This window comes from Pseudomonas sp. RAC1 (assembly GCF_030658255.1).
GTDB classification, from domain to species: domain Bacteria; phylum Pseudomonadota; class Gammaproteobacteria; order Pseudomonadales; family Pseudomonadaceae; genus Aquipseudomonas; species Aquipseudomonas boreofloridensis.
Map to the genome: position 1 here is coordinate 22,969 of NZ_JAUTXS020000027.1, position 12,269 is coordinate 35,237.

Sequence of the window (12,269 nt, forward strand, 5' to 3'; positions counted from 1 at the left end):
CCCACGCGACCCCGGAGTCCACCCGATGCGCTTCACCTCCCCTCTTCTGCTCGCTGCCATGCTGCCGCTGTTCGCCGGCTGCCAGATGTTCGCCGAGCAACCGAGCGACCCCAACGTCGGTAGCACACGCCTGCAGGGCGAGTTGAGCGCGGCCGACGGTCAACTGCTCTTCAAACCCTGCAGCGAAGCGCGCCACTTCGTGGTCAAGGATGCGGCCGGCACCGGCATTCTTCAGGAGGCGGCCAACCTGGCCGGCGGGCCAAAAGCCACATTGTTCGCCGATGTTCGCGGGCGTCTGGCCGGCAGTCGCGCTGCCAACAGCGATGGGCAGTTGGAGGTGACTCGGCTGTACCGCGTAGAAGCGTCGGCCAACGCCTGCGAAGACCCGAACTTCAAGCAATTGACGCTACGCGCCGGCGGGCCTGAGCCCGACTGGGACATCAAGGCCAGCGGCAAAGGTATGGTGATCAACCGCGCAGGCAAGGATCCGCTGCCATTGCCGTTCCTCGAAGAGCAGATGCCCGGTGGTGGTTTGAGCCTGTCCAGCGAAGCCAACGGTCAGCGTGTCGAACTGTGGGTGGCGCCGCAACGCTGCGTCGAGCGCGGTACGGGCGCCATGCGTCACCTGCGCGCCGAACTGCGCATCGACGGCCAGACCCTGCAAGGCTGCGCCTACTACGGTGGTGCGCGGGACAAGTGATCGCCGGACACTTTTATCCTGCCAGTCGAGGCGGCGAACAGCTTATACTTGGCGGTTTGTTTAAAGCCGCCGGCCGCCCATGGCCGCGATACTGGACGTGCCATGCTACGAATCACCGAACTGAAGCTGCCCTTGGACCATCCCGACGAGGCCCTGCGCGAGGCCATCGTCCAGCGCCTGGGCATCCGTGACGATCAACTGCTGAGCTTCAACCTGTTCAAGCGCAGCTACGATGCGCGCAAGAAGAACAGCGAGTTGCTGTTCATCTATACCATCGACCTGGAAACCAGCAACGAAGACGAAGTGCTGCGCCGCTTCGTCGACGATCGCAATGTCGGTGTGGCGCCGGATGTCACGTACAAATTCGTCGGCCATGCGCCTGCCGAACTGGCCGAGCGTCCGCTGGTAGTCGGCTTCGGCCCCTGCGGTATCTTCGCCGGCCTGCTGCTGGCGCAGATGGGCTTCAGGCCGATCGTGCTGGAGCGCGGCAAGGAAGTGCGCCAACGCACCAAGGACACCTGGGGCCTGTGGCGCAAAAGCGTGCTCAACCCCGAGTCCAACGTGCAGTTCGGCGAAGGCGGCGCCGGTACGTTCTCCGATGGCAAGCTGTACAGCCAGATCAAGGATCCCCAGCATCACGGCCGCAAGGTGCTCGACGAGTTCGTCAAGGCCGGCGCGCCGGAGGAAATCCTCTACATCAACAAGCCGCACATCGGTACGTTCCGTCTGACCAGCATGGTCGAAAGGATGCGAGAGGAAATCATTGCCCTGGGCGGTGAGATCCGTTTCCAGGAAAAAGTCACTGACCTGTTGACCGAGGGCGAGCAACTCACGGGGGTCGTGCTGGAAAGCGGCGAGCAACTGCACTCGCGACATGTGGTGCTGGCGTTGGGGCATAGCGCCCGCGACACCTTCCGCATGCTGCACGCCAGGGGCGTGTTCATGGAAGCCAAGCCGTTCTCGGTGGGCTTTCGCATCGAGCATCCGCAATCGCTGATCGACAAAGCGCGCCTGGGCAAGTATGCCGGACACCCGAAACTGGGCGCGGCGGACTACAAACTGGTCTACCACGCCAGCAACGGCCGGTCGGTGTACAGCTTCTGCATGTGCCCGGGAGGCACGGTAGTGGCCGCCACCAGCGAGCCAGGCCGGGTGGTCACCAATGGCATGAGCCAGTATTCGCGCAACGAGCGTAATGCCAACTCGGGCATCGTCGTGGGTATCGATCCGGAGCGGGACTATCCAGGCGGTCCACTGGCCGGTATCGAGTTGCAGGAGCGTCTGGAGGCACACGCGTACGTGCTGGGCGGCAGCAACTACCAGGCGCCCGCGCAGTTGGTCGGCGACTTCGTCGCCGGGCGTGCGTCCACCGCCTTGGGTAGCGTGGAGCCTTCCTATAAGCCGGGCATCAGCCTCGGCGACCTGGCGCCTAGCCTACCCGCGTTCGCCATCGAAGCGATCCGCGAGGCACTGCCAGCGTTCGACCGGCAGATCAAAGGCTACAACCTGCACGACGCAGTACTCACGGGCATCGAAACACGCACATCCTCGCCACTGCGCATTACCCGCGGGCAGGACTACCAGAGCCTGAACCTCAAAGGGCTGTTCCCTGCCGGTGAGGGCGCAGGCTATGCCGGCGGGATTCTGTCGGCCGGCGTGGACGGCATTCGCATTGCCGAAGCGGTGGCCAGAAGCATGCTGGGTATCAATGCCTGATCGCGCTGCCCGGGGGCTACGTTGCCCCCGGGGCTGTAGCCATTTTTCGGAATTTTCGACGCCCCGCAGAGACTTTTCGCTCAGCACTCAGCCTTTAAGACCTCTAGCCTTCCCCTACCCAAACGGCAATACGTTATAACAAAAAAGAATATAGTTTTTATTCTAAAGCATAACGCTGCACGCTAGGGTGTATCCCCTGTTCGCCCAAGTCGTGGAGCCGTTCATCCGTGCGCAGTCTTATCAATCGCTTCCTTCAGTTGGAATCCGCCAGCGGCCTGCTGCTGATCACTGCAGCGGTCATTGCCCTGATCGTCAACAACTCTTCCCTCTCGCACTGGTACGTCAGTTTCCTCGACGTACCGGTGGCCGTGCAGATCAGCGACCTGCATATCGCCAAGCCCCTGCTGCTGTGGATCAACGATGGCCTCATGGCACTGTTCTTCCTGCTGATCGGCCTTGAGGTCAAGCGAGAAGTCTTCCAGGGCCAGCTGTCCAAGCCATCGCAAATCATTCTTCCAGCGACCGCAGCCGTCGGCGGTATGCTGGTGCCCGCCTTGATCTACTGGTTCATCAACCGCGACAACCCTGCCACGTTGGCGGGTTGGGCAATCCCCACGGCGACCGATATCGCCTTCGCCCTCGGCGTGCTGGCACTGCTCGGCAAGCGCGTACCTGTGTCGCTGAAACTGTTCCTGATGACGCTGGCAATCATCGATGACCTGGGCGCGATCATCATCATCGCCCTGTTCTATTCCGGCGCCCTTTCGAGTCTGGCGCTGAGCCTGGCAGGCGCGTGCCTGCTGGCACTGCTGGGCATGAATCGGCTAGGGATCAAACGCTTGGCACCCTACCTGATCGTCGGCCTGGTGCTGTGGGTCTGCGTGCTGAAAAGCGGCATCCATGCCACGCTTGCGGGCGTCATGTTGGCGATGTTCATCCCGCTGCGGGGCCACGACGACAAAACCGCCTCGCCACTGATCACGTTGGAGCATGCACTGCACCCTTGGGTGGCCTATGCGATCCTTCCCTTGTTCGCCTTCGCCAACGCCGGGGTTTCGCTGGTCGGTGTAACGGCTCAGAGCTTCATCCACTCCGTGCCGCTGGGCGTAGCCATCGGCCTGGTGCTGGGCAAAACGGTCGGTGTGTTCGGCCTTACTTGGGTCGCCATAAAGCTGCGCCTGGCTTCGCTGCCAGCAGGCGCCAATTGGGGCCAGGTTTTCGGTGTAGCCATCTTGTGCGGGATCGGATTCACAATGAGCCTGTTCGTCGGATCCCTGGCCTTCCCTTCAGGGGTGAGCGAATATGCGGGCGAGGATCGAATGGGCATTCTGACCGGCTCGTTCTTCGCGGCGTTGATCGGCTACGCCGTCACGGCGGCAGCCAGTCGCCAGCGGGATCCTGCAACGGCCACGCCCTGATCGCCAAGCGCAAAAAAACCCGACCGGCCGTGCCGAGTCGGGTTTTTCATACTTAGCAATCAGTGGGTAACGCGACTGGTGCCATCGACCGTCATGATGCGCACGCGCTCGCCAACGCGGAAGATCTCGTTCTGCTGCACTTGCTGCACATAGGCTCGCATGCTGCCGTCGTCTTCACGCACGGTGATTTCGACACCTTGAGTGCGGGTCAAGCCCTCTTCGGCGGCAGAACCCGCCAGGCCACCGGCCACTGCACCAATCACCGCAGCGACGATGCTGCCGCGACCGCCGCCGACTGCGCTGCCTGCCACACCACCAACGATGGCACCTGCACCACCACCGATCGGCGTCTTGCTGCCTTCGATCTTCACCGGACGCAGGGATTCGATGGTACCCATGCGCACGGTTTGCACACGGCGGGCCTCGTCACGGGAATAGCTGTCGCCGGTCAGGCTCGACTGGCAACCGCCGAGCAGCAGCGCCATGGTGGTGAAGCTGGCCATCAGCAGAACGGATTTACGCATGGGAAATCTCCATAAGTCAGGTGTCCATTAGACTCCGCGCATTGATGGGTGTCACGACACCCAGGCTATTAAATTGTTTTCATTCAGTTCAGGTACAGGCGATAGCCCATCGCCGCGCTTGAATACTGAGACCAATGATAGCCATGGATTACTTCATCGTCGCGGCGACCACCGCCGCCGGCCTGTACTTTCACGGCTGGCTGTACCTGCGTATGCGGCGCTGGATGGACCGTGACCTGGCGCTGTCACTGGCGGGCCAGGACGCCGCAAAAGGTGCCTATATGCTGCAACGATTGGCACAGGCGCGAGAACAGAAGATCGCTCGAGGGCAACTGGCGGACTGGTTGAAGCGTGAGGCCGATGCCTACGCGAAGGAAGCTGCGTGAAGACGAGGGCCTGAACGGCCCTCACCGATCAAGGCGCCAGACGCTCTCGCTGCCACACACCGTTGATCCAGCGATAGTTCAGACGATCGTGCAAACGGCTCGAACGGCCTTGCCAGAATTCGATGCGCTCAGGCAGCAAACGATAGCCGCCCCAGTGTTCCGGACAGTGCGGCTGAGTGTCGGAGAAGCGCGCTTCGGTAGCCTTGACCAAGCCTTCGAGCTCGGCACGGTCAGCGATCACCCGGCTTTGCGGCGACGCCCAGGCACCCAGGCGACTACCCAGAGGACGCACCTGATAGTAATCGTCCGACTCCTTCGCCGAGACCTTTTCCACTCGTCCCTCGATGCGCACCTGACGCTCCAGCGCAGGCCAGAAAAAGGTCATGGCCGCAAAAGGATTGACCAGCAGTTGCTGGCCCTTGGCGCTCTCGTAGTTGGTGAAAAAAGTGAACCCGCGCTCATCGAGCCCTTTGAGCAGCAACACCCGGCAATGCGGGCGCCCCTGACCATCGACCGTGGCCAGCGTCATGGCGTTGGCCTCCACTGGCGGCTGCTCGGTCTTCACCGCATCGCCGAACCAGTGGTGGAACAAGGCGAAGGGCTCGGCCGGGGCCTGGTCTTCGGCCAGGCCATCACGGGTGTAGTCGCGCCGCATATCGGCCAGGGATTGGGTCATTGCTGCGTTTCCTTGACGATCAGTTGGTCTTCGCAGGGCTATTGGCGGCGACTTTCTTGTCCGTGGTGGTGGTCGCCTTTTTCGCGGCGGGTTTTGCAGACGCCTTCTTAGCGGCGGGCTTGGCGGCAGCCTTGCTCGCAGTCTTCTTCGCAGCAGGCTTGGCGGCGGCCTTGGTCGCAGGTTTCGCGGCTGGCTTGGCCGCAGCGGCCTTGACTGGCGCTTTGGCATCCTGCGTAGCAACCATGGCCGCCGGAGCAGCCATAGGCGCTGGGGCTGCCTGCTGATACTTGGCGAGCAGCGCCAGCATGGTGTTCTGCGGGGTCAGCAGCATCTCGACACGGCGGTTCAGCGCCCGGCCCTCGACACTGTCATTGGCTGCACGCGGCATGACCGCACCCATGCCCTTGAGGTTGAGGCGATCACGCTGCAGGCCGCTCAAACGGAAAATAGCCGATACCGAGGCCGCGCGTTCCAGGCTGAGTTTCTGATTGGCGACGGCAACACCGCTGGTATCGGCGTGGCCGAGCACCAGCACTGCGGTTTTGGGATCGCCTTCGACAATCTTGGCCACACGGGTGATGGGGCCGAGCGTGACGGGAAGCAGCATATTGGGTCGATCTGGGTTGTACGAACCGTCGACCGGCAGGATCACGACCAGTACATCTTCACGACGCTCCACCTCCAGCTTGCTGTCCTTGGCGGCTTCGCGCAGCTTGGGTTCGTACGCATCCAGCCAGGCCTGGGTGGCCTTCTGGTCGATCTTCGGTACGACTGGCGCTTCAGCCTGCTTCTCGCTCGAGCCAAACGGCCACCACCAATGACTGCCGCCCTCGGACTTGGCGTCAGCTTTCGCAACCTTTTCGGTGACCGCCGCTTTCACTTCCTGGTCAGCGACCTTGTCCGAACCGAACGGCCACCAGCTCAGGGCCGCGCTCTTGGCGCCATCCGGGGTTTGGCTGGCGCAGCCGGTCATGGCCAGGCACAGGGCGAGTGCTAAGGTTTTGTGTGAAGACATCGGCGATACACCATGAATTAGAAGAAGATTTTGCCCACCCGTGGTGGCGTTGGCATTGAGGATAGTCAAAGGAATCGGGCATTACCCGCATTACCCGATCAAAGGCAACTGGACAGTACCCGCACCAGTTTCTGCGCCCGCGGATCCATCAGCACGTAAGGCCCGAGGGTGTTGGTGACAAAGCCGAACGCCACGTCGTACTCCGGGTCGGCAAAACCGACCGAACCACCTGCGCCGGGATGACCGAACGCCCGTGCGCCCAGCCCGAACGTGGCATTGGCGACCTGGGGCTGGTCGAGCATGCAGCCCAGGCCGAAGCGGGTTTGGGTCAGCAGCGTCCGGTCCTGGCCAAGGCTGTGCTCGCGGGTCAACTCATCGAGCAGTTCCGATTCCAGCAGACTGCCATCGAGCAGACCGGCGTAGAAACCAGCCAGGCTGCGCGCATTGCCGTGGCCATTGGCAGCCGGTTGCTGCATGCGGCGCCATTCGGGCTTGTTGGTGCTGGTGAGAATCGCCGGGGGATTGGTGAAAGCGCGGGTGGACAGCGCCTCCGGCTCCCGCATGGTCACCTGCAGCAAGCGCTGGGCAGCGGCGTCCCCGGGATTGCCCTTGCCGCGAGCGATATGCGCGACACGGTGGAATTCGGCATCGTCCAAGCCCACATGGAAATCCAGACCCAGAGGACGCGCTGTGCGGGCCACGATCGAATCGCCCGGGCCGCGACCGTCGGCGCGCCGGATCAGCTCGCCGATCAGCCAGCCGTAGGTGATGGCGGCATAGCCATGCTCAGTGCCCGGTGTCCACCAAGGCGCCTCGGCCGCCAGAGTATCGACCATGAACGACCAGTCGTAGAGCGCCTCGGCCGGCAGCAGATGACGGATGGCTGGCAGGCCGGCACGGTGACTGAGCAGATGGCGCAGCGTGATGCCTTCCTTGCCAGCCTGGGCAAACTCGGGCCAGTAACGGGCCACAGGGGCATCCAGTGCCAGCTTGCCCTCGCCGACCAACTGCAGCGCGGTCACCGCAGTGAAGGTCTTGGTACAGGAAAACAGGTTAGCAAGGGTGTCACTGTGCCAAGCCTGCTGCCCGTCCTTGTCGGCCATACCCGCCCACAGGTCGATGACGGCCTCGCCGCCCACCTGAATGCACAGCGCCGCACCACGCTCCTGGGAATCCTCGAACAAGGCGGCGAAGGCGTCGCGCACCGCCTCGAACTTCAGCTCATAGTGACCCTGAATATGCACCCGCCCGCTCTCCGTACCACTTGCCAGACAAAGGCGGGCATTGTTTCAGTAGTTGGCGGATTTGCCTACTGAATGTGGCCGGAAGGTTGTCGGAAAAAACCCAAGTTCCTCTACGACGCTCAGGGCGTCTTGGACTCCAGCATTCGACGCACCTCCTCGAGGGTTTCCCGATTGCTCTTGCGCACCGCCTCGACGAAGCCCGGATAGGCGACATCGGTGATGGCCACCAGCCCGAGATGGCCGTTCTCACCATCGAGCAGCCGGCCACTGGCGGGCTGATCCAGGTACTGGAACCAATGCGCCCCGACGATCATTGGCTGGGCCAGCGCGGCTTTGAGGAAATTGCCGTACGCCGGACCTCGATCCTCTTCCCGCGCCACTTCCAGCGGCCCAGGCCAGAACGGACCACGGTCGCGCGAGCCGAACTGGAATTCCGAGACCAGTACCGGCTTGTCCAACTCGGCCAGACGCGCGAAGTCGTAGCCGTCCTGGGGCTTGAGGGTATAGAAGTTGAAACTGATGACATCGCAGAACTCGGCGCATGCCTGGACCGCTTCCGGTGTGCTGATCGCATAGCGCCCACCCAGCAGCAGGTGATTGGGTGCATGCCACTTCAGGGCATCGGAGATGGTCTTGAAGTAGGTCTGGGCGAACACCTGCTGGAAGTACTGATAGTCACGCTCGATCTCCGGATGCTCGGCATTGGGCAACGGCGCCTCGAAGCCTGGGTCTTCCATCAGTTCCCAGGCCTTGAGCTCGATGCCCCAGGCTTTCGACAGACCCTCCTGGTTGCGGTACTTGTCGCGCAACTGCTTGAGGAACGCGCGCTTGGCGGGCACATCGGTGGTCAGCCGAAGCGTACCGAAGGCCAGGCCATAACGCGCCTTGGGATCGTCGCCAGGCGCTGCCCAGGCCAGCTCGTTGTCGGCGAAATAGCCGATCAGCCAAGGATCGTCGCGGTGGTCGCGGGTCGCGATGGCCACCGCCCGCTCGGTAGCCATGGCAAAGCGCGGGTCGAACGGATCGGGCATGCGGCCCCACCAGTCCATGCCCGTACTAATGCTGGCGTAATCACCGACAATCGACAGTGGCAGGGTGTAAGGCACCCTCTGCGCCTCACCCAACGCTGGATCGCTCCAATTACCCAAGGTATTGAAACCCCAGGCCAGCAACCGGTCGAGGCTATGGGTTTGCCAGCGCGTCGCATCGAGGGTCGCAGCCGCACAGTCGGCAGGCCCTTGGCTCTCGGCGACCGGCGTGCAGGGCTTGGCGTAAGTGCGCTGCAGGTTGGCCGCGTAGAAGTCGAACCAGCGGCCTTGCTTGAAGCCGCGCCCCTGGGAAGACGCGTTGCCATCGTCATTGTTGCCTTCACCATAGAATGCCGAGAGTGCCTCGCCCTGCGCCGGCAGGCCCTTGAACATCGTTTCCCGTCCAGCGACGTAGGTGCGCCCACCGTCCGCAGCCACGGCATTGACGCCCAGGGAATAGAACGCATGGCCTTGCGGCGTGACCAGATACCAGCGCCCATCGCGCTTTTCGGTTCTGAAGAAGCCCTGGGCCTCGAAGGCCGGACCGGCGATCACGCCGCCATAAAGGTCGAGCGACTGTTGCTCGCGCTCGCCCAGCCAACGTTTGAGTTGCTGCTGTTCGCGGACATCGGCTGCCTTGAGTTGCTCGTCGCTGGCAATCTTTTCTGGCCAGCGACTGCGAGTGGACTGACCATAGGCATCGATCAACTCGCTATAAACCGCACGCACCACGCGGTCGTCGCTCTCCAGGCCGAGCTTTTCCACCAGCAGGTTCTGCGCGACCTTGGGCTGGGGAATGCTCAAGCTGACCGACGCCACCTGTTTGAGGTCCAGCTCGCCGCTGCTACTGGTCAACAGCAGACGTTGGCCGTCGTAACTCCAGGGCATCGGCGGGCCGGCGCGCATGCCCTGGCTGAGCGGCGAACTGGCCTTGAGCGGCACCATCACCGTTTGCGCCGGGCCTGCCGGCAGATCGATACGGCTGACCAGGCTGCGGCCGTCACCGCCCGTGACCGTCACGTCCACGGTCAGCGCCCAGTCCTGGGCACTCTGCAGGCGCAGCGTCAGGAACTGCCCAGCCGACCAGTCCCACACGCCAGTCTGGGGACTCAGGCGCAGGGTAGGATGCGCCACCGGGTTGAACACCACACGCCGAAGCACCTCGCCCTCGGCCGTCTGTTCCGCATTGTATTGCGGCATGCCGGTATCTTCAGTGGTGACCGTCACCATCGAGGTCGGACGCACGAAGCTGAACAGCGTCTGCTGCTCAGCCAGCACGCCAGTGCTGCACAACAGGGTGAGGACAACGGGCAGGGTGCGGCGGATCATGTGGACGGGGCTCTCCTTCAAGGCCCTCATGGGCCCGTATCGAGTCATGGACAACAGGCCGGAGCATCGTGCTCCAGCCGTTTACTGAATCTCCCGCCGGAAGGGCGGCAGTGCATTGAGGATAGCCTTGCCGTAGCGCTGGGTGACCAGACGCCGGTCGAGCAAGGTGATGACGCCGCGGTCCTGCTCGGTACGCAGCAGGCGACCGCACGCCTGGATCAGACGCAGCGAGGCATCGGGCACGGCAATTTCCATGAACGGATTGCCACCACGGGCCTCGATCCATTCGGCGAGCGCAGCTTCAACCGGGTCGTCGGGCACCGCAAATGGGATCTTGGCGATGACCACGTGCTCGCAGTAGGCACCTGGCAGGTCGACCCCTTCGGCAAAGCTGGCGAGGCCGAACAGGACACTGTGCTGGCCGTCGTCGACCCGCGCCTTGTGCTTGTTCAGGGTTTCCTGCTTGGACAGGTTGCCCTGGATCAGCACCAGCTTGCGCCAGTCGCGGTCCAGGCCGTCGAACACATCCTGCATCTGCTTGCGCGACGAGAACAGCACCAGCGCACCGCGCGCGTCTTCGACGATCGCCGGCAGTTCGCGGATGATGGCTGCGGTATGCCCGGCGGCATCGCGCGGGTCGGCGCCCAGGTCCGGTACGCGCAGCAGACCGGCATCGCCGTGCACGAAGGGACTGGGCACCACGCAGGTGACGGCATCGCGGGGCAGCCCCGAGCGCATGCGGAACCGGTCGAACTTGCCGAGCGCCGTCAACGTCGCCGAGGTGACCAAGGCACCGTAGGCGACATGCCAGAGATTGCGCCGCAGCATCTCGGCGGCCAGGATCGGGCTGGCATTGACTTCGATGTCGAACAGCGCGCCGCTTTCGGCGAGGGTCAACCAGCGCGCCATGGGCGGACTGTCCTGCGGATCTTCGGCAGTGAACGCCGTCCACAGCTCCCAATTACCCTGGGCGCGAGTCACCAGGCTGCCGAACAGCGGGTACCACTCTTCGGCCTGATGACTGGCGATGCCGATGTTGACCTCGCCATCCATGCCTTCCTTGAGCAGGTCGGCCAAGCGGGTGAACAGGTCATTGAGCCGGGCGAAGCCTTTCTTGAGCTCGATGCCCACCTCGCGGATCTGCTCGGGCACCACGCCCCCCTCGAAGCGATAGCGCGGGCGGTCACGGCCCTCCATGTCTTCGCCAACGCGGAAATCAGCTACCTGTTCGCACAGGGTGAACATGAACTGCTGCTGCGTGCGGATTTCCCGCGCCAACTCCGGCACCTGCTCGATCAGCCGGCCAAGGTCGCCTGGCAGCGGGTGCTGGGCCAGCAACTTGGCCAGGTTCTTGGCGGTCTGCTCCAGCCAGTCGGCGGTGGAGCGCAGACGCGAATAGTGGGCGAAATGGCCGATAGCCTTGTCCGGCAGGTGGTGGCCTTCGTCGAACACGTACATCGTGTCGCGTGGATCGGGCAGCACTGCACCGCCACCGAGCGCCAGATCGGCAAGAACCATGTCATGGTTGGTGACGATGACGTCGACCTTACCCATGCCTTCGCGGGCTTTATAGAAGACACACTGCTGAAAATTCGGGCAATGCCGGCCAGTGCACTGGCTGTGGTCGGTGGTCAGGCGCGCCCAGTCCTGGTCCTCGAGGGTTTCGGGCCAACTGTCGCGGTCGCCATCCCAGCGGTTGCCGGCAAGCTTCTCGATCATGCTGTTGAACAGCTTTTGGCTGCGCTCATCCACCTCGATATGGAAACCTTCCTCTTCGAACAACTGAGCGGTGGCCGACTGCGCGTGGCCTTCCTGCAGCAGCACGTCGAGTTTGGACAGGCACAGGTAGCGGCCCCGCCCCTTGGCCAGCGCGAAGCTGAAATTCAGGCCGCTGTTGCGCATCAGGTCGGGAAGATCCTTGAAGACGATCTGCTCCTGCAAGGCGACGGTGGCGGTGGCAATCACCAGACGCTTGCCCGCAGCCTTGGCAGCGGGGATCGCGGCGAGGCTGTAGGCGACCGTCTTGCCGGTACCGGTGCCGGCCTCGACCGCCACCACGGCGGGTTCACCAGATCGGCGTCCTTCCTCGTCACAAGCGATATCGCCGAGCACCTTGGCCACTTCGGCGATCATCAGGCGCTGGCCGTAGCGAGGCTTGAGGCTCTTGGCTTCGAGAAAACGCGAGTAGGCGCCCTGGATGGTGGCTTTTAGTTCATTGCTGATCATGGTCTGG

General features: G+C 63.2%; 10 protein-coding genes. 4 read left to right on the top strand and 6 right to left on the bottom strand.

Annotated features, from left to right (window positions below; translation table 11 throughout):
- The first annotated feature begins 25 nt into the window (after nucleotides 1-25).
- The 3 genes from Q7C30_RS07980 to nhaA all read left to right on the top strand — a co-directional run bounded on the left by Q7C30_RS07980 (nucleotide 26) and on the right by nhaA (nucleotide 3,834).
- Nucleotides 26-700 (top strand): hypothetical protein, encoded by a 675-nt coding sequence (locus Q7C30_RS07980; RefSeq protein WP_317871199.1) that lies wholly within the window; start codon nucleotides 26-28, stop codon nucleotides 698-700.
- A gap of 102 nt (nucleotides 701-802) precedes the next feature.
- Nucleotides 803-2,416, top strand: a complete 1,614-nt coding sequence (locus Q7C30_RS07985; RefSeq protein ID WP_317871200.1) for an NAD(P)/FAD-dependent oxidoreductase — start codon at nucleotides 803-805, stop codon at nucleotides 2,414-2,416.
- A gap of 227 nt (nucleotides 2,417-2,643) precedes the next feature.
- Nucleotides 2,644-3,834, top strand: a complete 1,191-nt coding sequence (nhaA, locus tag Q7C30_RS07990; RefSeq protein WP_317871201.1) for a Na+/H+ antiporter NhaA — start codon at nucleotides 2,644-2,646, stop codon at nucleotides 3,832-3,834.
- Between the two features lie 59 nt (nucleotides 3,835-3,893).
- On the opposite strand, the gene Q7C30_RS07995 is transcribed toward nhaA, so the two are convergent.
- Complete coding sequence (locus tag Q7C30_RS07995; RefSeq protein ID WP_029613212.1) at nucleotides 3,894-4,358, bottom strand: glycine zipper 2TM domain-containing protein; 465 nt, start codon at nucleotides 4,356-4,358, stop codon at nucleotides 3,894-3,896.
- A 143-nt stretch (nucleotides 4,359-4,501) separates the two neighbouring features.
- On the opposite strand from Q7C30_RS07995, the gene Q7C30_RS08000 reads away from it, so the two are divergent.
- Nucleotides 4,502-4,744: a hypothetical protein gene (locus Q7C30_RS08000; protein ID WP_317871202.1), complete on the top strand. Its 243-nt coding sequence runs from the start codon at nucleotides 4,502-4,504 to the stop codon at nucleotides 4,742-4,744.
- Nucleotides 4,745-4,772: 28 nt separating this feature from the next.
- Here the strand turns inward: Q7C30_RS08000 and pdxH are convergent, their stop codons facing one another.
- The 5 genes from pdxH to dinG form a co-directional block, all read right to left on the bottom strand.
- Entirely contained in the window at nucleotides 4,773-5,420 is a 648-nt protein-coding gene (gene pdxH / locus Q7C30_RS08005; RefSeq protein ID WP_317871203.1) for a pyridoxamine 5'-phosphate oxidase, read from the bottom strand.
- A 19-nt stretch (nucleotides 5,421-5,439) separates the two neighbouring features.
- On the bottom strand, nucleotides 5,440-6,435 hold the full coding sequence (locus Q7C30_RS08010; protein WP_317871294.1) for an OmpA family protein: 996 nt from the start codon (nucleotides 6,433-6,435) through the stop codon (nucleotides 5,440-5,442).
- 98 nt (nucleotides 6,436-6,533) lie between these two features.
- Nucleotides 6,534-7,679, bottom strand: coding sequence for a serine hydrolase domain-containing protein (locus Q7C30_RS08015; RefSeq protein ID WP_317871204.1), 1,146 nt, complete (start codon nucleotides 7,677-7,679; stop codon nucleotides 6,534-6,536).
- Between the two features lie 119 nt (nucleotides 7,680-7,798).
- Entirely contained in the window at nucleotides 7,799-10,036 is a 2,238-nt protein-coding gene (locus Q7C30_RS08020) for a beta-galactosidase (RefSeq protein ID WP_317871205.1), read from the bottom strand.
- A gap of 81 nt (nucleotides 10,037-10,117) precedes the next feature.
- Nucleotides 10,118-12,262, bottom strand: coding sequence for an ATP-dependent DNA helicase DinG (gene dinG, locus Q7C30_RS08025; RefSeq protein WP_116887709.1), 2,145 nt, complete (start codon nucleotides 12,260-12,262; stop codon nucleotides 10,118-10,120).
- Nucleotides 12,263-12,269 lie beyond the last annotated feature (7 nt).